The sequence below is a fragment of the Rhodococcus baikonurensis genome, assembly GCF_040489275.1.
Classification (GTDB): domain Bacteria; phylum Actinomycetota; class Actinomycetes; order Mycobacteriales; family Mycobacteriaceae; genus Rhodococcus_F; species Rhodococcus_F baikonurensis.
The window spans coordinates 167,348-187,101 of record NZ_JBEUOQ010000004.1; the positions used below are offsets into that span (position 1 = coordinate 167,348).

17 protein-coding genes are annotated in these 19,754 nt (G+C 62.5%); 7 read left to right on the forward strand and 10 right to left on the reverse strand.

What is annotated here, in order from left to right; all coding sequences use genetic code 11:
• Window positions 1–31: 31 nt before the first annotated feature.
• Complete coding sequence (locus tag ABWI03_RS11625; RefSeq protein ID WP_095971412.1) at window positions 32–679, forward strand: MBL fold metallo-hydrolase; 648 nt, start codon at window positions 32–34, stop codon at window positions 677–679.
• A gap of 8 nt (window positions 680–687) precedes the next feature.
• Here the strand turns inward: ABWI03_RS11625 and ABWI03_RS11630 are convergent, their stop codons facing one another.
• The 4 genes from ABWI03_RS11630 to ABWI03_RS11645 all read right to left on the reverse strand — a co-directional run bounded on the left by ABWI03_RS11630 (window position 688) and on the right by ABWI03_RS11645 (window position 4,579).
• Window positions 688–2,058: an Ig-like domain-containing protein gene (locus ABWI03_RS11630; RefSeq protein ID WP_283376626.1), complete on the reverse strand. Its 1,371-nt coding sequence runs from the start codon at window positions 2,056–2,058 to the stop codon at window positions 688–690.
• Window positions 2,059–2,284: 226 nt separating this feature from the next.
• On the reverse strand, window positions 2,285–2,989 hold the full coding sequence (locus ABWI03_RS11635; protein WP_019747074.1) for a DUF2334 domain-containing protein: 705 nt from the start codon (window positions 2,987–2,989) through the stop codon (window positions 2,285–2,287).
• Window positions 2,990–3,112: 123 nt separating this feature from the next.
• Entirely contained in the window at window positions 3,113–3,610 is a 498-nt protein-coding gene (locus ABWI03_RS11640; RefSeq protein WP_095971414.1) for a glutathione peroxidase, read from the reverse strand.
• A 30-nt stretch (window positions 3,611–3,640) separates the two neighbouring features.
• Entirely contained in the window at window positions 3,641–4,579 is a 939-nt protein-coding gene (locus ABWI03_RS11645) for an ABC transporter substrate-binding protein (RefSeq protein ID WP_124568775.1), read from the reverse strand.
• 260 nt (window positions 4,580–4,839) lie between these two features.
• Here ABWI03_RS11645 and ABWI03_RS11650 point away from each other — a divergent pair, with 260 nt between their 5' ends.
• From ABWI03_RS11650 to ABWI03_RS11660, 3 genes are all read left to right on the forward strand, one after another.
• On the forward strand, window positions 4,840–5,682 hold the full coding sequence (locus ABWI03_RS11650; RefSeq protein WP_283376625.1) for a sucrase ferredoxin: 843 nt from the start codon (window positions 4,840–4,842) through the stop codon (window positions 5,680–5,682).
• Window positions 5,683–5,807: 125 nt separating this feature from the next.
• Window positions 5,808–7,085: an acyl-CoA dehydrogenase family protein gene (locus tag ABWI03_RS11655; RefSeq protein ID WP_283376624.1), complete on the forward strand. Its 1,278-nt coding sequence runs from the start codon at window positions 5,808–5,810 to the stop codon at window positions 7,083–7,085.
• Window positions 7,082–8,305: an acyl-CoA dehydrogenase family protein gene (locus ABWI03_RS11660; RefSeq protein WP_283376623.1), complete on the forward strand. Its 1,224-nt coding sequence runs from the start codon at window positions 7,082–7,084 to the stop codon at window positions 8,303–8,305. Before ABWI03_RS11655 ends, ABWI03_RS11660 begins: the two co-directional genes overlap by 4 nt.
• A 131-nt stretch (window positions 8,306–8,436) precedes the next feature.
• Here ABWI03_RS11660 and ABWI03_RS11665 read toward each other — a convergent pair whose 3' ends face one another.
• The gene (locus ABWI03_RS11665; RefSeq protein WP_298779389.1) at window positions 8,437–9,849 is read right to left on the reverse strand and encodes a cation:dicarboxylate symporter family transporter; all 1,413 of its coding nucleotides are present in this window, start codon (window positions 9,847–9,849) and stop codon (window positions 8,437–8,439) included.
• Between the two features lie 119 nt (window positions 9,850–9,968).
• Between ABWI03_RS11665 and ABWI03_RS11670 the strand changes: the two genes are divergently transcribed.
• On the forward strand, window positions 9,969–11,555 hold the full coding sequence (locus ABWI03_RS11670; protein ID WP_166811578.1) for a sensor histidine kinase: 1,587 nt from the start codon (window positions 9,969–9,971) through the stop codon (window positions 11,553–11,555).
• Entirely contained in the window at window positions 11,552–12,241 is a 690-nt protein-coding gene (locus ABWI03_RS11675; RefSeq protein WP_003945570.1) for a response regulator, read from the forward strand. The genes ABWI03_RS11670 and ABWI03_RS11675 overlap by 4 nt, the downstream gene beginning before the upstream one ends.
• Before the next feature lie 45 nt (window positions 12,242–12,286).
• Here the strand turns inward: ABWI03_RS11675 and ABWI03_RS11680 are convergent, their stop codons facing one another.
• From ABWI03_RS11680 to ABWI03_RS11690, 3 genes are all read right to left on the reverse strand, one after another.
• Window positions 12,287–14,401: a S9 family peptidase gene (locus tag ABWI03_RS11680; protein WP_095971420.1), complete on the reverse strand. Its 2,115-nt coding sequence runs from the start codon at window positions 14,399–14,401 to the stop codon at window positions 12,287–12,289.
• The gene (locus ABWI03_RS11685; RefSeq protein WP_019747067.1) at window positions 14,398–15,291 is read right to left on the reverse strand and encodes a phosphoribosylaminoimidazolesuccinocarboxamide synthase; all 894 of its coding nucleotides are present in this window, start codon (window positions 15,289–15,291) and stop codon (window positions 14,398–14,400) included. The genes ABWI03_RS11680 and ABWI03_RS11685 overlap by 4 nt, the downstream gene beginning before the upstream one ends.
• Before the next feature lie 155 nt (window positions 15,292–15,446).
• The gene (locus tag ABWI03_RS11690) at window positions 15,447–16,481 is read right to left on the reverse strand and encodes an ABC transporter substrate-binding protein (RefSeq protein ID WP_124568777.1); all 1,035 of its coding nucleotides are present in this window, start codon (window positions 16,479–16,481) and stop codon (window positions 15,447–15,449) included.
• A gap of 250 nt (window positions 16,482–16,731) precedes the next feature.
• Between ABWI03_RS11690 and ABWI03_RS11695 the strand changes: the two genes are divergently transcribed.
• A complete protein-coding gene (locus ABWI03_RS11695) occupies window positions 16,732–17,664 on the forward strand; it encodes a tyrosine-protein phosphatase (protein WP_298779379.1) in 933 nt (310 codons plus the stop codon).
• 96 nt (window positions 17,665–17,760) lie between these two features.
• Here the strand turns inward: ABWI03_RS11695 and ABWI03_RS11700 are convergent, their stop codons facing one another.
• Window positions 17,761–18,423 (reverse strand): response regulator transcription factor, encoded by a 663-nt coding sequence (locus ABWI03_RS11700; RefSeq protein ID WP_050655447.1) that lies wholly within the window; start codon window positions 18,421–18,423, stop codon window positions 17,761–17,763.
• The gene (locus tag ABWI03_RS11705) at window positions 18,420–19,733 is read right to left on the reverse strand and encodes a sensor histidine kinase (RefSeq protein ID WP_234036671.1); all 1,314 of its coding nucleotides are present in this window, start codon (window positions 19,731–19,733) and stop codon (window positions 18,420–18,422) included. Before ABWI03_RS11705 ends, ABWI03_RS11700 begins: the two co-directional genes overlap by 4 nt.
• Between the last annotated feature and the right edge of the window lie 21 nt (window positions 19,734–19,754).

Sequence of the window (19,754 nt, forward strand, 5' to 3'; positions counted from 1 at the left end):
AGTCCCTTCAGGGCGGCGCATACTCGAAATCATGCGACTGACACATTTTGGCCATTCCTGTGTTCTCGTGGAGTTGAACGGATCGAAGATCCTCTTCGATCCCGGCAACTTCTCGCACGGGTTCGAAGGCATCACCGGCCTCGACGCCATCCTCGTGACACATCAACACCCCGATCATGCCGACCCCGCGCGCCTGCCCGAACTGGCCGAAGCCAACCCCGACGCCGTGCTCTACAGCGATCCGCAGACGGCGGAAAAGCTCGGTGGACGCTGGACCGGAGTCCGCCCGGGCGACCGGTTCAGCATCGGTGACGTCGAGGTGACCGGAGCGGGCGGAGAGCACGCGATCATCCATCCGGACCTACCGATGATCGACAACACCGCGTTCCTCCTCGGCGACGCGAGCAACCCGGCGCAGTTCATGCACCCCGGCGATTCCCTCTTCGTCCCCGAACAGACGGTCGACGTTCTTGCCCTCCCCGCCGCCGCACCGTGGCTCAAGATCTCGGAGGCCATCGACTACCTCCGTGCGGTAGCGCCGCGCGTCGCGGTTCCCATCCATCAAGCGATCATCCGCGACGAAGCCACAGGTATTTTCTACGGTCGCTATTCGGAAATGGCTGCCGACGGCACCGAGTTCCGAGTTCTCGGCGAGGAGTCGAGCGTCGAAGTCGCCTGATTCAGTTCTCACGCACTCACGTCGACGATGATCCAGCCGGTGCTCGTCCCGCCGGCTGCGTCGGTGAGTGTGTAGAGAATCCTGTCGGTGCCTGTCTTCGCTCCGGCCTCGAACACAACTTCACCGTTTTCGAGCTTTACCGTGCCACCGAGAAGTGATGTCGCCTCGACGCCGGTCACCTTGATCGAATCTCCGTTGCTGTCATGATCATTCGCGACGGCGTCGACGGTGACCGCGCCACCTGAGCGGACCCGCGCGGTGTCGAGTGCGGCGTACGGCGGGATCGGACTTGCCGTGTACCGACCGACATCGTCGAGTCGAGCCGAGGCAACATCCGCAGCATCGACGATGGCAGCAAATTCGGTGCCGTCGAAGCGCGAGAGGTCGTTGCCGTTCATGATGGTCGATCCCTCGGCGCCACCGCCGTGATAGTCGTCGGCATAGAAGTTGTGGCCCAACTCGTGGCGGAGGACGCGACTGAAGGTGCCATCGGGCTCGGCACCGACGTGCGCGTAGCTGTGATCGAGTTCGAACTTCGAGTAATAGGCATTTCCGCCACCGGATTTGCACACGACAGTCGCCTGATCGACGCTGGTCCCGACTTGATCGGACCACAGTTCTTCCAACTGCTCGAGGTTTTCACAACTGCTCGAATACGGATCGTCGGCGGCATCTGCCCGAAGGACGACCCGACCGAGGATCGGCCGGATTCCGACGTCTCTGATCCAGATCGCAGCGGTTCTGGCCATGGATTCCTCGGCCCGGTCCAGGGCGACGGCGGGACTGCCTTCACCGTGCGCGGAGTACCATTCGCCGCTCAGGTCCAACCCCACCACGAACTGCTTCACCGTCTTGCCGACGTTTGCTGCCGAGGCCGTCGCGATGGAGGCGGTCGGCCACTGCGGCTTCGCATCGATCGGCGCTGTGCTGCGACCGACCACGTCCGATCCGACGAACTCGATCGAAGCGCCCCGATCGAAAATCACCTGTCCGCGCAGTGTTCCAGCGGAGTCGACGATGGCCGAGACGATTGCGTCCGGATGCCCTTCCACGCTGCCGATGTACGAACGGGGCGCCGGGATCACCACGTGGGAAAGCTGGCCGCCGCTTTCTTGCACAGCCATCGAGAAGTCGGGTCCCCGCAGATTCATCTTGTGGAGTCGCAACGTGAGTTGCTCGCCTTCGTCGTCGACGGTCGCGGTGCGGACGCCGTCACTCGATCCACTCGATCCGCCGTCGATACTTCCCGTCGGCAGAGTGTGGACCACGCCGGTCGGAGCGGCAGACGCGAGCGTCGGGACGACCGCACCGCAGACGACCACGCCCACAGTCACAGCGACAAGACCTTTGGCCGACTTGGTGAGCACTCGTGCGTGCATGGTGAAACCCCAACCCATCTACTAGCGGCAGATTAACTGCACGCACTCTAGCAGCGAAGAAGTTGGGTGACCCCACACTTGAATTCAACGTCCATTTTGTGCAAATTTGACCCACTCTGCACTACTGCCAGCAAGAAACGTGAGAAACGCGAAGAGTTATCCCGCTCGGACAACCCGGACAGACGACACCATTTCGTAGCTATCGAATAGTTGCCAACTACCGAATTCAGGCAGCGCCGAGCTCCTGAGACGGGGAGTTCCACCGATACACCTGCGAGGTGGCTTCGTGAAAGAGTGCAAGGTCGACGGCGTCGAGAACTGCCTGCCTCGGGCCCTCGTTTCCCAACTGCTTGGCCGTGATCGACAATCTGACCAGTCCCCCACGCTTGGCGGCGCGCCCGGCTCCGAGAACCAATGCGCGACACCACCACGGCTCGGCCTTGAAGCCCTCGCCGATACCGAAAACCCGTCCCCGCTGCAAGGTGCCTCGGGTCAGATCGTGCACTGCCCCGAGGCCTGCCATCGTGCGAAAACCCGTCTCCGGCAACACCGACATGGCACCGGGCGACGCCACCCAGCGCGGCGGCGCGAACACCCGGGTCCGAAGGCCGGCATGCTCGAGAACTCGATCCGCAGCGAGTAGTCGCAGCTTTGCTTCGTGCTTCGACAGAGTGGCGAACTCGGCCCGACGACGCTTGGTCGCGGCCTGGTCGTAGCCGTGCAGAACGATGGCGTCGCCGTGCTCACGACGCTCGCGCAGCCAAGCCGTCGTCACCGCGTCGTCGGCCAGTCGATATTTGTCCTTCAGTCGCGGCGCCACCAGGAGCGACAGGCGGACACCTCGAGCGTCCATCTCGTCAGCGAATCCGGCAGCGAGATAACATGTCTCGTCTCTGATTCCGGATACCGACACGATCAGTTCTGCGGACATACTCCGATAGTGGCAGCTGTGGGTGAACAGCACACTGCCGCCGGATGATCATCCGGCGGCAGTTTTCAGCGCAGCTACCAGTTCTCGGGAAGCGCAGCTACCAATTCTTCGGAAGCGCAGCTACTAATTCTTCGGAAGCGCAGCTTCGATCGCGGCGACGACCTCGGGTGCGTCAGGCTCGGTCCGCGGACGGAAGCGGTTGACGACGGTGCCGTCCGGTCCGATCAGGAACTTCTCGAAGTTCCACTGAACGTCTCCCGCAGTGCCTTCGGCGTCGGCCGCCTTGGTGAGCTCGGCATACAGCGGATGCTGGTTTTCGCCGTTCACCTCGATCTTCTCGAGAAGCGGGAACGTGACGCCGTAAGTGGTGGAGCAGAACGTCTCGATCTCTTCGGCGGTACCCGGTTCCTGCCCCATGAACTGGTTGCACGGGATGCCGATCACGGTCAGACCGCGATCCGCGTACTCGCCGGCCAGCTTCTCGAGCGCCGAGTACTGCGGGGTCAGCCCACACTTGGATGCCACGTTGACGACGAGGACGGCGCGGCCGTCGTATTCACCCAACGAGGTGGGCACGCCACCGAGGGTGTTGATCGCGATGTTCTGTACTGGAGTTGTCATAGGCTCCAACTTAGCGACTCTTGTCCGCTGCTACGTCGACGCTCCGAGAATGCGATCGAGGTCGTCGAGGACGGTGAGGCCGCCGAGCGGTCCGACGCCGGTGATCCAGTAGGACATGTCGACCAGATGCGGGTTCGGGAAGAGTCCGGCGTTGTCCGCCACGGCCTTCGGCATCGTGCTTGCATCGGCCGGTTTCGCGGAGGTCACCAGGATGAGGTCGGCGTTGGCTCCGGAGACGAATTCCGGGGAGAGGTCGACGGAGATCGAGTTCTCCCAGTCGCGTGCCGGAATCGTGAGTCCCGCGCATTCGAGAGTGCTTCCGGCAAACGAGGTGGGCCCGTACAGCGTCAGAACGTCGTCGCGTGGGCGGATGAGCTGAGCGGTCTTGCCCTCGGTGCTGTGCTTGCCGGCCACTTCCTCGCAGCGTGCCGTGTAGTCGCCGAGCAGTTCGCCTGCCTGATCGGTCTTGTTCAACGCCTCTGCGACGAACTGGACGTTGTCCTGCCACGGATCGGTCTGGGTTGCCATGTAGACGGTCGGCGCGATGGCAGCGAGCTGCTCGTACAGATCACCGTGCCGTGTTTCCGTTCCGATGATCAGGTCCGGGCTCAGGGCGACGATCTTCTCGAGGTTCGGTGCCGCGACGGTGCCGACCATCTCGATCTCCGCGGCCTCCTCACCGAGGTACGCGGGAACACCGGTCGTCTCGCTCAGTACCGCGGTGCCCACGGGGATCACGCCCAGCGCTACCGACGTGTCGAGCTGAACCGGCTCGAGCACGACAACTCGCTGCGGATCCATCGGGACGTCGGTGGTTCCGCGGGCGTGGGTGACCGCGTGCACGGTGTCGGCAGACTGACTGCCGGTATCCGTCGTGTCGTCACTTCCACACGCCGTTGTCGTTGCCACGACGGCGGCGAGAACAAAACCACCCAGCACGTACTTCGTCCGCGAGTTACTGCGTTTCATTCCCAACACTCCTGTTACCGACTGCTTCCGACCGTCACAGCCACGGGCATTCACCACGGCTGAGCAAAGGATTCACCATCCAATAGTCTGGTGAGCCTAACCTACGAGACTGGAGCCTCATCATGTCTTCCCTTCCCTGCCACGGCGACGGTGTCCTGGGGAAGGCATCAATGCAGTGCCTTTCGGAATTTGTCGCCAATCCACAAACCAGTCGACGCCCTCACGCCTGTACACGGCAGTCGTCAACTGCAGGCGAACCGATGATCGGTCGCGCCGGAACGACACATCTGTGGGTGTTGATCGAGCACCCCGGCCCCTGGCCGGCGTCCGCCCCCGACGACGTTCTCCCCGTCGCGCTCACCGAAAAGATCTACGCAGCGCAGGGCCGTATCCGCCTCGTGGTGATCCGGCGGACCCGCAACCGCCGGGTTCTCACGCCGACGTGTGTACTCGCGTGGACGGACGGCACCCGCCAGTGGATGCGCGAAGGGTCGGTGGACCGATACGAGGATCTGTCGGTACTGCCGTTCGAATCGATGGCCGCGGGAGTGGAACCCGACTTCGGCCGCTCCCGCACGGAACCACTCTTCGCAGTGTGCACACATGGAAAAAAGGATGCGTGCTGCGCGGAACTCGGCCGTCCGGTGGTGTCGGCACTGGACGTTGCCGGGATCGCGGACGTGTGGGAATGCAGTCACATCGGCGGAGACCGTTTCGCGGCCAACATGATTGCGTGGCCCGCCGCAGTCTATTTCAGTCGGCTGGACGGCGACTCCGCCACGGACGCAGTCGAGAAGTACTTGAACGGAGAACTGGCGGTGACTCACCTGCGCGGCCGGGCGGCACTGTCGCAGGCCGCTCAGGCCGCCGAGCACGCCGTCCGACGCGCCACCGACATCGTCGCAACGGATGCACTCGAGAGCATCACCGAGAGCGTCGACGGAGAACGCACGACCGTCGATCTTCGGTTGGAGGAGAGAGACTTTCGCGTGGTCGTCCGGCCCGGTCCTCCCGGGCAGCCGTTCCGACATGATTGTGGTTCCGGGGGAACGGTCGAATGGAGTGGATGGACCGTCGAGCACCTTCTCGAGCAACCGCACTGACCACTCGATTCCGCTGCGACTGCCCGGCAGGCCATCGAACCGAGATTTGCGCGGACTGACAACACTTCGAATCAGGTCGCGATGAAGGATCGACGCCCCTGGTGATTACAGCTTGCATTCTTCCCATGACCACCGCACTGACGCCGAATGCCGTTTCCCGGTCTGCAGATCCGATCAAGAGTGAGGTCGACTACGAAACGTTGGCAGAGAAATTCCGTCCGATCTTCGCGGACATCGCACAAAGCGTCGTGGAACGCGAACGCGATCATGTCCTTCCCTTTCAACAGATCGATGCACTCAAGAAAGCAGGCTTCGGCGCCGTTCGGGTGCCGACGACACACGGTGGGTCCGGCGCGAGCATCCCTCAGCTGATCCGCTTGTTGGTCGAACTGTCGAGTGCCGATTCCAACATCACGCAGGCACTACGCGGACACTTCGCATTTGTCGAAGACCGACTGGTCGCCGATCCCGGACCGGAACGTGACACCTGGCTCCGACGCTTTGCAGAGGGACAGTTGGTCGGAAACGCGTGGACCGAGATCGGCGACGTTGCACTGGGTGAAGCCAACACCAAGGTCTCACCGGCGCCCGACGCCGATCACTTCCTGGCGAACGGGGCAAAGTTCTACAGCACGGGTTCCATTTTCGCCGATTGGATCGACCTGTACTCACAACGCACCGACACCGGCGCATTCGTAATCGCCGCAGTGGAAGCGAGACAACCCGGAGTCACGCACAGCGACGACTGGAACGGGTTCGGCCAGCAGACGACGGGCTCCGGTTCGTCGATCTACGAGAATGCGATTGTCCAGCCGGAGAACATCTTCGACTTCTCGACGCGTTTCAAATATCAGACCGCGTTCTACCAACTGTTCCATCTCGCCACCCTCGCCGGCATTGCCAAGGCCGCGACGACCGAGATCTCTCGCCGAGTTGCCGCTCGTACTCGAACCTTCAGTCACGGCAACGCACCGAGATACGCGCAGGATTCGCAGATTCAGCAAGTGGTCGGCGAGGTCTCCTCAGCTGCCTATGCCGCCGAGGCCGTTGCAGTGCACGCAGCGCAGACGTCCCAATGGGCTTACGAAGCCGCATTCTCGGGGTCGCCCGAGGAAGAGAAGGCGGCCAACATTGCGGCCGAAATCGATTCGGGGCGAGGACAAGTCGCCTCGATCGGACTCGTCGTGCCGGCCACCGCCAAGATCTTCGACGCGCTCGGCGCTTCCGGAGTGAGCCGCGACCTCGATCTCGATCGATTCTGGCGCAATGCCCGCACCGTCGCCAGCCACAACCCGGTCGTCTTCAAATCCAAAGTTGTCGGCGACTACGAAATCAACGGAACCGAACCGATTTACGTGTGGGCCATCGGGACTGCACCGACCGAAAAGGATGAACAGGCATGACCGTGACCAGTGAAACCGAAGTCTTCGTCGGCGTCCCCGACACATCCGAGGGTTGGATCGAGCGCGCACGCGAGGTGAGCAACATCCTTGCCGCCGACGCACTCGCCCGCGACCGAGCCGGCGAACCACCGTTCCGAGAAGTCCAGCTGCTCAAGGACAGTGGTCTGGTGACGCTCCTGGGCCCGGTCGAGTTCGGCGGCGGTGGGCAGCGATGGGAGACCGCCTACAAGGTGATTCGGGAGATCGCGCGCGCCGACGGCTCCATCGGACAACTGCTCGGGTATCACTACCTGTGGGCGTGGGCAGCCAGATTGGTCGGTACCGATCCGCAGATCTCCGCTGTCGAGGAGCTGTACACGAGCAACCGATTCTTCTTCGGTGGCGCGGTGAATCCTCGAGACACCGACCTCACCGTCGTGGACCGCGGAGACAACCTGGTGTTCAACGGTGTGAAGTCGTTTTCCACCGGAGGACGAGTCACCGACCTCACGGTGCTCGAGGGAATCATCGACGGAACTGCGACGCATGTGTTCGCGATCGTGCCGACCGCTCAGGACGGCATAGTCTTCCGCGGAGACTGGGACAACCTCGGGCAGCGCCTCACCGATTCCGGCAGTGTCGAGATCAACGACGTCGAGGTCGACTGGGCAAGCGCGGCAGGCTTTGTCGACAAGGAATTCCAACCGCTGGTCTACAACACCCTGAACTTCCCGGCCATCGAGATCGTGTTCGCGAACTTCTACCTCGGGATCGCCCGTGGCGCACTGGACACTGCGGCCGAGTACACCCGAACCCGTACGCGTCCATGGCCGTACGGCGGTGACAACCGCGAAATCGCAACGGACGAGTGGTACCTCCGTGAGGGCTACGGTGACTTGCAATCCAAGCTGTGGGCAGCGGAGGCCTTCGTGGATCAGGTCAGCCGTGAGGCCGACACCGTGCTCCACGACGCTCGCGAAAACCTCACCGAGCAGGCTCGCGGCGATCTTGCCGTACGGATCGCGGCCGCAAAACTTCGCGCCGCCGACGTGTCCTTGGAGATCAGCAACAAGATCTTCGAACTGACGGGTGCCAGAGCCACGTCCAACGACGTGGGCTTGGACATCTACTGGCGCAACATCCGGACGCATACCCTTCACGATCCGCTCGCGTACAAGCGCCGTGAAGTCGGTAGCCGCTATCTGACCGGCGAGATTCCCGAACCGACCTGGTACACATAGCACCCACGAACAGAAAGAGACCGTCGCACGGTTGGTGCGGCGGTCTCTTTCATCGTTCCGACCAGGATCACTGATCGTAGATCGGGTTCCGCGCCTGCTGTGCGGTCAAACGTTCAGCAGAGCGGACGGATCTAGTGATGGCTCACAAACGACTGCTTGGTGCCGGTCGGAACCGTTTCGAGTTTGTGCTGCTCTTCTTCGTCCTCGTCGTCGAGCATCGTGGCCTCGTTGAACGGGATCTTGCCGTCGAGCACCTCGACGACGCGTTCCTTGTCGATCGTCTTGGTCCACGCGCCGACCAGGAGAGTCGCGACAGCGTTGCCCGAGAAGTTGGTGATTGCTCGCGCTTCCGACATGAAGCGGTCGATTCCGACGATGAGCCCGACGCCGTCGAGAAGCTCGGGGCGGTGGCTCTGCAGACCACCGGCCAGCGTGGCCAGGCCGGCGCCGCTGACTCCGGCAGCGCCCTTGGAGGCGATGATCATGAACACCAGCAGCGAGAGCTGCTCACCGAAACCGAGCGGCTGTCCCATGGCGTCGGCAATGAAGATCGACGCCATCGTCAGGTAGATCGCGGTGCCGTCGAGGTTGAACGAGTAGCCGGTGGGAACGACGATGCCTACCGTGGTGCGCTCGACGCCCACGTGCTCCATCTTGGCGATCAGACGCGGCAGTGCCGATTCGGAGGACGAGGTGGCGAAGATGAGCAGGTACTCACGGGCCAAGTACTTGACCAGCTTGAAGATGTTGAATCCGGTGACGGCGCGCAGCAGGGTTCCGAGAACACCGAAGACGAAGATCAGGCAGGTCAGGTAGAAGCCGATCATCAGGGTTCCGAGCTGAACGACGGCGTTCAAACCGGTCTGGCCGACGACGCTGGCGATGGCACCGAAAGCACCGATCGGGGCAAGCCAGAGGATCATCGTCAGGATCTTGAACACGAGCTTCTGAATGTATCCGACGGCCTTGAGAATCGGTTCACCCGACTTGCCGAGCGACTGGATCGCGAAGCCGACCAGAAGGGCGACGAACAGAGTCTGCAGCACGCTGCCGGCTGTGAGGGAGGACAGCATCGACGTCGGAATGATGGACGCGATGAAGTCCCAGGTACCGCCCGCGCTGTGGGCCTGATCTGCAAGCTTGGCCACGGAGGCCGCGTTGGGCGTGATGTTCAGGCCACTGCCCGGGTTGAGCAGGTTGCCGACGCCCAGGCCGATCGCGAGTGCGATGGTGGACATCCCGATGAAGTAGGCGAGTGCGAGGCCGCCGACCTTGCCGACCTTGGCCGCAGCTCGAACCGAGCCGATGCCGAGCACGATGGTGCAGAAGATGACCGGGCTGATCATCATCTTGATCAGGCTGACGAACAACGTGCCGAGTACACCGACGGACTTACCGAACTCGGGTGCGAGCCAACCGACGAGGATGCCGCCGATGACCGCGACGATGACGCTCATGTAGAGCCAATGCGTCTTGTCGCGCTTTGCCTTGGTGCCCTCGGGCTGTGGGGAACCGTCTACTGTCCCTGTTGCCGTGCTGCTCATGGGGTGTCCTTTGGATCGGATATCTGTGAAGTGATCGGGATCACTTCGAGTCGTGGAGAATTCTTGTTGCAAACAGGTGGGCCCGGAAGTTTGTGTTCATTACGTTCAGGAGGCGCTCGATGGTCGAACGAAAGACCGGCCGACGTATGAGCGTCGCCAGGCAGATCCTGATCCTGCAATTGGCGTTGTTGGCGCTGGTCATCGGCGTGGGGGCTGCGCTCGCGGTTGTCGACGAACGCCGCGACAGCGATGACGCGATCCGCAGGCAGGTGAGCTCGATAGCGCAGACTCTCGCCCTGTCGGATTCGACAGCGGCGGCCCTGAAGAGTCCGGACCCGACTGCGATTCTGCAACCACAGACCGAGAAAATCCGACAGGCAACCGGCGTCGATTTCATCGTGGTGATGGCGCCGGATCGCACTCGGTTCACACACACGAGCCCGGAACTGATCGGCCAACTGTTCACCGGGAACATCGACCGCGCACTCGCCGGCGCGACCTTCACGGAGACGTACGCCGGGTCGCTGGGGCCGTCGATCCGCGCAGTCACTCCGGTTTACGATTCCGGTGGAACCCTGGTCGGTCTGGTTTCCGCCGGTGTCACGCGCGAGCAGATCAGCAAGCAGTTCGCCCAAAGTGTTCCGGTCATCCTGTTCGTTGCCGGCGGCGGTCTACTTGCCGCCCTCCTGAGTTCACTTCTGGTGAGTCGGCGTATCAGGCGACAGACCCTGGGGATGGCGCCGGACGAACTCCGCACCATGTACGAACACCACGACGCCGTCCTGCACAGCATCGGTGAGGGCTTGGTGGTGATCGGGCGAGGCCGAAGCAACGATGCGCGAGTGGATATCGTCAACGACGAAGCACGTCGCCTCCTCGATCTACCGGAAGGGCCCGTGCCACTTTCATCCATCCCCGAGACCATGCGGGTCGACGATGCCTCTCCCGCAAAAGATCAAGTGCACCTCACCGACAAGCGTGTGCTGGTGGTCAACCAACACCCGGTTGAGTGGGAGGGCAACAGAATTGGCACTGTGCTGACAATTCGCGATCACACCGAACTGCAGAACGTACTCGGGGAATTGGATTCGGTACGTAGTTTTGCCGAGTCGCTTCGATCGCAAGCCCACGAGAGTGCAAATCGTCTGCACACGATCATCACGATGGTCGAGTTGGGGCGAAACGACGACGCAGTGGCCTTCGCCACCAATGAATTGCGGGTGTCTCAACAGCTGATAGATCGTCTGATGAATGCGGTCCACGAGCCGGCACTGGCCGCACTACTGCTCGGCAAGATGAGCGAAGCGACCGAACGCGGTGTCGACCTGACCATCACGGAAGACACTGCGCTCGGTCCGGTTCCTTCGCTCAATGCACGCGAGTTGGTCACGCTGGTCGGCAATCTCGTGGACAATGCTATTGACGCATCGCGCGCGAGCGAGTCTCCGTGGGTGGAAGTGACGGTAATGGAAGAGGATTCGATGATGGTTGTTGCCGTCGCCGACAGCGGCCCGGGAATGACACCCGAAGCACTCGAAAAGGCCAAGGGCCGTGGCTACTCCACAAAATCCGGCTCTCGCGGACTCGGTCTCGCGCTCGTCTCGCAAGTGGTGAAACGGCACGGCGGCACGCTCACCAGTGAACCGGCGATGGGCTCGATGCTGGTAGTCCGCATACCTCTGCGCGAGGCGGAAACACCGCGATGATTCGTGTACTGATAGTCGACGACGAACCGTTGATCGCGCAGGCGCACCGTTCGTACGTCGAGCGTGTGCCGGAGTTCGTGGTCCACGGCGTGGTTCATTCCGGGAACGCCGCCGTGCGTGCAGTTACGGCGGCCAACGCCACCGACCAGCCCATCGACCTGGTCCTGCTCGACATCGGTTTGCCCGACGCCAGCGGTCTCGACGTGGCTTCCGCCCTCGGCGGGTTGCGCCCGAGTCCGGACATCATCGCGGTCACCTCGGCGCGCGATCTCGAGGTGGTTCGAAGCGCCGTGGCTCGCGGGATCGTCCTCTATCTCCTCAAGCCGTTCACCTTCGCAGCGTTCCGCGACAAGCTCGAGCGCTACCTCGAATATCGTGCTGCCCTGCCCGCTGGAGAGTCTGCGGTCAGCCAACACGACATCGACCGAGCGATGTCCGCACTACGAACGTCCGACGATCGAGCAGCGGCGCCGAAAGGCTTTGCATCTCAAACGCTCGGACTTGTCGCTGCATCTGTTCGGGATTCGGAAGGTCCCGTGACTGCGGCCGAGGTGGCAGCGTCGGTCGGAGTGTCCCGGGTGACAGCCTGGCGCTACCTGGAAAAGCTGGCAGACGACGGCATGCTCACCCGGGAGACCGAGTACGGGCGGGCTGGACGCCCTCAGGTTCGTTACCGCAGAACCTGACTTGTCACCGAACCTGAGGGTCACCGAACCTGATTGGTGCAGAAGCTAGTTCGCGCCCACGGTATCCAGAACCCAGGCGAACTCGAACGCGACCTCTTTCCACTTCTCGTAGCGACCGCTGACACCGCCGTGTCCGGCGCTCATCTCGGTCTTGAGAAGTAGCGGAGCGTCACCGGTCTTCGTGGCGCGCAGTTTTGCAACCCACTTGGCCGGCTCCACGTACAGAACGCGGGTGTCGTTGATGCTCGTGATCGCAAGAATGGCGGGATAGTCCTTGGCTTCCACGTTCTCGTACGGGCTGTACGAGCGCATGTAGTCGTAGACATCCTTGTTGTGCAGCGGATCTCCCCATTCGTCCCACTCGATGACCGTCAACGGCAGCGACGGGTCGAGAATCGACGTCAGCGGGTCGACAAACGGAACGTTGGCGAGGATGCCGGCGAACAGTTCCGGAGCGAGGTTGGCGACGGCGCCCATCAGCAGTCCACCCGCACTACCACCGTCGGCGACCATTCGATCGGCCGACGTGACACCGGTGTCGATCAAATGCTGTGCGCAGGAAACGAAATCGGTGAAGGTGTTCTTCTTGGTGAGCGTCTTGCCGTTTTCGTACCAGTGACGGCCCATCTCGCCGCCGCCGCGCACGTGTGCGACGACGAAGACGACACCGCGATCGAGCAAGGACAAGCGGGCAACCGAGAACGACGGGTCGATGCTCGCCTCGTAGGAACCGTAGCCGTACAACAACAGCGGCGCGGGACCTTCGGGCGCACCGACGCGCCTGACGATCGAGAGCGGAATGCGGGTGCCGTCGTCGGCCACTGCCCAGTCGCGACGCTGCTCGTAGTTGCTCGCGTCGAAGTCACCGAGAACGGGCTGCGACTTACGCAGTGCCAGTTCACCACTGGCGACGTAGTAGTCGTACACCTGCCCGGGAGTGATGAACGACGTGAATCCGAGCCGGATGGTGGGCTGCGCCCATTCCGGGTTGGACCCCATACCGATGCTGAAGAGTTCTTCGTCGAAGTCGATCTCGTGACGCTCACCGTAGCCGTCGGCGGTCAACGGCCACACGGCAACCCGAGTGAGCGCCTCGCGACGGTAGCTCAGCACGAGGTGTCCGGCAAAGGCTTCGGCTTCTTCCAGACGAACGTCCGCGCTGTGCTCGATCAGCGTCGTCATGTTCGTCGGATCCGACACGGGAGCTTCCACCAACACGAAGTTCTCGGCCTTGACGCCGTCGACGACGTCGTTGTGGAGAATGAGAAAGCGATCCTCTCCCCCGATCACCGCGTGTTCGGCCCCGTACTCGACGCCCTCGCGGCGCGGGATGATGACGCGGAAGTCGCCTTCCGGGTTCGCCGATTCCAGCATCCAGCCTTCGCTGGTCACCTTGGAACCGACCCAGATCATCAGGTACTTCTCGCTGCGGGTCGACCCCACCGAAACCCAGTACCGTTCGTCGGGCTCGTGGAACACCGAAACATCTTGGCTCTGCGGCGTTCCCAGCTTGTGACGCCACACGGTGTCCGGGCGCCAGGAGTCGTCGACGGTCATGTAGAAGACGTGACTGTGATCGATCGCCCAGGTGGCACCAGGTGCGGTGTCGGGAATCTCGTCGGCGAGCATCTCTCCGGTCTCGAGGTTCTTGAACCGCAAGGTGTACCGCTCGTCTCCGACGATGTCCACCGAGTACGCGAGCAACGTGCCGTCCTCGCTGATGGAGAACGCCCCGAGCGAAAAGAACTCGTGCCCTTCGGCTTCGACGTTGCCGTCCATGAGGATCTGCTCACCGGCCAACTCGACGCCAGGCGTCAGGTTGGGCGGAGTCCAGTCGTCTTCACCGGCAATGGGACACCGGCACTGGACGGTGTACGACTTACCTTCCACACTGCGCGAGTAGTACCACCACTTACCCATGCGAGTGGGCACCGACATGTCGGTTTCCTGCGTCCGCGACTTGATCTCCTGGAAGATCTTCTCGCGCAACGGCTCGAGAGCGGCCGTCTGCTCGTCGGTGTACGCGTTCTCGGCTTCGAGGTACGCGACTACCTCGGCGTTGTCCTTGTCCCGCAGCCACTCGTAGTCATCGACGAACGTGTGTCCGTGATGGGTACGTTCGACGGGGACCTTCTTTGCGACCGGCGGGATCAGACTCATGCGCTGGGACCGACCCAATCGTCGAAGGACAACCCGGAAATGCGTTCGTACGCCTCGATGTACCGGGCACGAGTCGCGTCGACGATCTCCTGCGGCAACGGCGGAGGTGTCGTGTCCGAGCTTCGATCCCAACCCGATTCGGGGCTCGTGAGCCAGTCGCGAACGAACTGCTTGTCGAAACTGGGCTGCACCTTGCCCGCTTCGTAGCCTTCGAGAGGCCAGTAGCGCGAGGAGTCCGGGGTGAGCACCTCGTCGGCGAGTACCAGGTTTCCACCGGAGTCGAGGCCGAATTCGAGCTTGGTGTCCGCCAGGATGATTCCGCGATCGGCCGCGAAGTTGGAGGCGCGGGCGTAGACGTCGAGGGTGTCCTCACGAAGCTGGACTGCCAGCTTCTGACCCACCTTCTCCACTACCTGATCGAAGCTGATGTTCTCGTCGTGATCGCCGAGGGCAGCCTTGGACGCCGGGGTGAAGATGGGATCGGGCAGCCGCGACGCCTCGACGAGGCCCTCGGGCAACGCGACGCCGCACACTGCTCCGGTGTTGTTGTAATCGACCAGGCCGGAGCCGGTGAGGAAGCCACGGACGACGCATTCGACGGGAACCATGTCGAGGGAGCGCACGACGAGGGCGCGGCCGAGAACCTCTTCCGGGATGCGATCGTCGTCGGGCTCGCCGGCCAGGTGGTTGGTGCCACCGAGGACGTTGAAGAAGAACACGCTCATCGCTGTGAGAACGCGGCCTTTGTCCGGGATCGGTGTGCTGAGCACGTGGTCGTAGGCCGAGATCCGATCACTCGCGACAAGCAGCAGATGCTCGTCGTCGATCGTGTAAAGGTCACGGACCTTGCCACCGGCCAGATGAGTGTAGGAATCAAGTGTAGGACGCACCCGGTCACCCTATCGGGCGTTCGCAGTTCGTACAGAACCCCGGTAGCCGGGACGGGTAAGCGTCCTCGCCGTTCGGAGAGCTGTCCGCCCTGCTCATCCGGATATGCAGGTGGCCCCTCGCCGGCAGGCGAGAGGCCATAGTCACAGTCGATGAACTACTGGTTTGCGGGCAACTTCGACAGGCCCTCGTCGATCGAATCCAGCGTCAGAAGGGCCGTCTGATAGGTCGCGGCCAACGAATGCCGGACCTGGACGACGTTGCCGGCCTTCACTGCGGGCAATTCCTTCCACAGCTCGGAATTGACCAGCTCCTGCAACTGGGGCGACATCGAGCCGTCGGCGTTGAGGCCGTAGACGATCACGTCGACATTTCCGAGATTCTCGCCGATCTTCTCGATGGATACCTGTTCGACGTGGATGTCGGCCGGGTCTGCGGGGGTGCCGGGGAACTGCAGCCCCAGTCCGTCGAAGAGATTCGTCGTGTACGAAGACGCGTACTCGCGTGAGAAGGTGCCGGCCTCCGGCTTGCAGACGTTGCACACGCCGCCAAAGCTCAGCGCGCCGAGCTTGTCCTTGTACTTCGCGGCCAGCTCGGCAGTTTTGGCGTCGTAGTCGTCCTTGAACTCTCCGTAGGTGTCGGAGACGTTCGCGGCGTCGGCGAACTGCTCGCCCAGCACTCGCCAGTCCGCTGGAACCGTCGGTCCCAGGAAGACGACGGGAGCGGCAGCCTTGAGCTGAGCCATGTCCAGCTGACTTTCGACACGAGCGGGAACGCCCATGATGATCAGATCGGGCTCGGCAGCGACGATCCCCTCGTAATTGAGCTGGGAGACGTTGCCGTCGGGCGCGACCTTCGGCAAAGCTTCGTAAGCGGCCTTGGTCTTGTCGTCCATGTTGCCGAGTTCACGGGTCCACTCACATACCGCAGCCAGGTTCGCTCCCGCCTGAATCAGCGGCAGGACCGCATATCCGCAGGCCACGATCCGCTGCGGGTCGCTCGGGATCTCGATGGATCCGTTCTGCGCCTCGAAGACACGGGTCTGCGAGCTCGCGGCTGTCGTCGACGATTCGGACGATGCCTCCTCGGAGTTGCTGCAGCCGGCGACGCCGACCGCCAGCGCAGCTGCTGCACCGATCACCACTGCGCGGCGAAACCGCGACAGACCTTGAACCCGCATGTTGAACTCCATCTGAACGCACCGGACTGCTCCGGAATTGATTTGGTGAGGCTAACCAATATCAGGGCGGCGGGAGTTTGCACAAACACAGGTCTCGAGGAATGAACTGCGCCTCCCGAGCCGCTCACGCTCACAGCAGCACGCCTCCCACTGAGAGGGAGCAAAGCAAGATTCCTCTCGAATCGGACACGCGAACTCGCTACCTTGCCTTCGCGATACCTCATCGACTCGCCACTCTCTCCGCTCGACGAAGGGCTCACACATGTCCCGATCCACGCGTACCTGCTCACTACGGTCTGCCGCGGCCATTGCGTTGACCAGTAGCTTTCTCATCGCCGGCTTCGGCGCCTCGATCGCACAGGCCGAACCTGCCCCCTCGGCTCCACAGTTCGGCTCGCTTGATTTCGGATCCAGCGACTTCGGCAGTGCCGAGCAGACCCCAGATGCCCCGCGGCTGACCGGGATCGACAATTTCCGCGATGTCGCAGGCACCGGCGCCGGATACTCGGGAACTTTCGGTCTGCCCGTCAACAAGGGGGTCTTCTACCGCGCGAACGCGATCACGCCCAAGGGCGATGACATGAGCATTCTCGAAAAGCTTGGGCTGACAAAGGTTTACGATCTGCGCACCGAACCCGAGATCGCCAGTAAGCCGGATGTCCTGCCCGACGGGGTTGCGTACGAGAACATTCCGATCCTGTCCGGGAACATTGCCGAGATGGTCGCGAAGATCAAGTCCCCCGAGGACTCTCGATCGATGATGCAGGACATGAACCGCGCCTTCGTCACCGGAGCGACGGAACGAGCCGGATTCGCGCAGTTGCTCACAGGCCTCGCCGAAACCGAAGGCGCACAGGTCTTCCACTGCACCGCAGGCAAAGACCGCACCGGCTGGACATCGTTTCTCCTACTGAGCATCGCCGGCGTCGACCGCTCGGTGATCATGAACGACTACCTCCTGACCAACGAGTACACGGCCGAAGGCATGAAGGCCACGCGCGCGGGCATTGCGGCGAGCTTGGGCGAGCAGATGGCCGTCAACATGGAGCCCCTATTGGGTGTCGAGGCAAGCTATCTCGATGCCGGCCTCGCACAGTTGGACCAGACCTACGGGTCGGTCGATCGCTACCTGACCGAGGGCTTGGGCCTGAGTGCGGCAACTGTCATGGCACTCAAAGCCAAACTGCTGGGCTGAGCCGCACAGATGCCCCGGGTTCGACGTGGGGTCGAACCCGGGGCACGTGCACTTCTCTGCCCGTGCCGTGCCGGATGCGCCGCAGCGCCCCGTGCGTCAGCGCGATACGGCGATCACGTTGTTTCGGTACGCCCAGATGACGATCTGCACACGGGTACGCACCTGCAGCTTCTTGCAGATGTTGCTGATGTGCGACTTCACCGTGCTCTGCTCGAGGCTGAGGGAATCGGCGATGTCGTTGTTTCCCAAGCCTTGTGACAGCAACTGCACCACATCCATTTCACGTGCACTGAGACCGTGATCCGATCCGGAGCGCGCTGTGGACATGGGTGCAGGCTTGCGCCTCGCGAACTCCACGATCAGTCTCGAGGTCAATCTCGGCGAGAGCACCGAGCCACCCTCGGCCACGGTCAACACTGCCGACGAGAGTTCCTCGGGATCGGCGTCTTTGAGCAAGAACCCGGCGGCGCCGCTGTCGAGTGCCTCGAATACGTACTCGTCGAGATCGAACGTGGTGATCACGATGACGCGGGTTGCCGGAAACTCGGCAAGAACCTCCCGGGTCGCAGTCAATCCGTCGCCGTGCGGCATGCGGATGTCCATCAGCACGACATCCGGACGCAGTGCACGCACCTGCTCGTACGCCTCGACTCCCGTCTTGGCGTGCCCGACGACGCGAATTTCGGGGTGACCGGAGAGAAACAGTTCGAAACCCTGCCGTACCACCTGCTGGTCGTCCGCAATAAGGACATCGATCATGCGTTGATCCTCCCGTTCACCGGCACCAGTGCCTGCACAGCCCACTCACCTTCCGAATTCGGTCCGGCGTCCAGTTGACCACCCATGAGCGTCGCGCGTTCGCGCATTCCCACAATTCCGAGGTTTTGCCCGTCGGAGGCCGGGCGAGAATTACCGAGAGTATTGATCACCCTTACCCTCACCGCGCCCGCTTCTCGGCTCAGGCACACCTTGGACTCACTGCCCGGCGCATGACGAAGGACGTTCGACAACGCTTCCTGCACGATGCGGTAGCAGGTCAACTGAACTCCGCTGTCCAGGTCGTCGAAGCGGCCGACCTTCTCCAGCGAGATCGACGAGATGGTGCGCCTGCAGTCGTCCACCAACTCGTCGATGTCGGAGACCATGGGCGTCGGGAAATCGGGGTCTTCCTCACCCAGGCGAAGTATCCCCACGATCTGCCGCAAGCTGTTGAGGGCTCGCTGCCCCTGCTCGATGACGCCGCCCAGGAGGGCTTGCGCTTGTTCGGGATTGCTCGAGAAGAACTTGTCGGCGGCACGGGCCTGGATGATCATGCCGGTCATGTGGTGAGCCGCGACGTCGTGCAACTCACGTGCCATGTCCTGACGTTCGGCGACAACGGCATTCGCGATCTTGCGTTCGCGGTCCCGGTGCAGATCCGCAACTGCCTGACTGTTCTCCACAGCTTGCTTTCGCAGGCGCGCGACGATCTTTCCCATGGCGGCGACAACCAGAAAACTGGTGACGGTGTTTGCCGCCGGTTCGAGGAACAGGTGGGGCAACTCCCCCACCTGAACCTCGGCGACCGTCAGCCCGTCCCGTTCGGTGAGATACATCGCCAAGATCACGTCCATCGCCATTCCGAGGACCAACAGTCCGGCCAGGCGCATGCCTGTCACCCGGATGGACACTGCCATGATCGCGAACCAGAAAAGCGGCGTTGCCCCGAGCGATCGACTGCCGAGGAAGAGCATCAACCCGCCGGATCCTGCCAGCGTCAGTAGGTAGTACGCGATCGGGTATCGACGGCGCGCACACGCCACCACGGTCAGCGCCGTCAGGAAACCCATGATGCCGACGACGGTCGCCGGATCGCTCAGCACTCGATTGCTCGTCTCGGGTTCAGTCTTGAGACTGGCGAGGCCGAATACCCAGGGCACGCTCAGCAGTCCGACGATCACGGCCGCCGTAGCCGGGTTGCTCAGGTTGAAACGTCCCCACCCTCGCGATGTCAGGGCTTGCCCCGGGGCATTCTGACCAGCCGAGTCGAACATCCACTCCCCATTCCGCATCCAGTGATTGACGTTCATGGTGGCATGCGCGCACCACTT

Coding starts and splice junctions, on each gene's coding strand:
- ABWI03_RS11705 (WP_234036671.1), bottom strand. CDS start 19,733: ATGAACGTCAATCACTGGATGCGGAATGGGGAGTGGATGTTCGACTCG.
- ABWI03_RS11650 (WP_283376625.1), top strand. CDS start 4,840: ATGATCGGTCGCGCCGGAACGACACATCTGTGGGTGTTGATCGAGCAC.
- ABWI03_RS11660 (WP_283376623.1), top strand. CDS start 7,082: ATGACCGTGACCAGTGAAACCGAAGTCTTCGTCGGCGTCCCCGACACA.
- ABWI03_RS11665 (WP_298779389.1), bottom strand. CDS start 9,849: ATGAGCAGCACGGCAACAGGGACAGTAGACGGTTCCCCACAGCCCGAG.
- ABWI03_RS11675 (WP_003945570.1), top strand. CDS start 11,552: ATGATTCGTGTACTGATAGTCGACGACGAACCGTTGATCGCGCAGGCG.
- ABWI03_RS11640 (WP_095971414.1), bottom strand. CDS start 3,610: ATGACAACTCCAGTACAGAACATCGCGATCAACACCCTCGGTGGCGTG.
- ABWI03_RS11670 (WP_166811578.1), top strand. CDS start 9,969: ATGGTCGAACGAAAGACCGGCCGACGTATGAGCGTCGCCAGGCAGATC.
- ABWI03_RS11635 (WP_019747074.1), bottom strand. CDS start 2,989: ATGTCCGCAGAACTGATCGTGTCGGTATCCGGAATCAGAGACGAGACA.
- ABWI03_RS11630 (WP_283376626.1), bottom strand. CDS start 2,058: ATGCACGCACGAGTGCTCACCAAGTCGGCCAAAGGTCTTGTCGCTGTG.
- ABWI03_RS11625 (WP_095971412.1), top strand. CDS start 32: ATGCGACTGACACATTTTGGCCATTCCTGTGTTCTCGTGGAGTTGAAC.
- ABWI03_RS11700 (WP_050655447.1), bottom strand. CDS start 18,423: ATGATCGATGTCCTTATTGCGGACGACCAGCAGGTGGTACGGCAGGGT.
- ABWI03_RS11690 (WP_124568777.1), bottom strand. CDS start 16,481: ATGGAGTTCAACATGCGGGTTCAAGGTCTGTCGCGGTTTCGCCGCGCA.
- ABWI03_RS11655 (WP_283376624.1), top strand. CDS start 5,808: ATGACCACCGCACTGACGCCGAATGCCGTTTCCCGGTCTGCAGATCCG.
- ABWI03_RS11645 (WP_124568775.1), bottom strand. CDS start 4,579: ATGAAACGCAGTAACTCGCGGACGAAGTACGTGCTGGGTGGTTTTGTT.
- ABWI03_RS11695 (WP_298779379.1), top strand. CDS start 16,732: ATGTCCCGATCCACGCGTACCTGCTCACTACGGTCTGCCGCGGCCATT.
- ABWI03_RS11680 (WP_095971420.1), bottom strand. CDS start 14,401: ATGAGTCTGATCCCGCCGGTCGCAAAGAAGGTCCCCGTCGAACGTACC.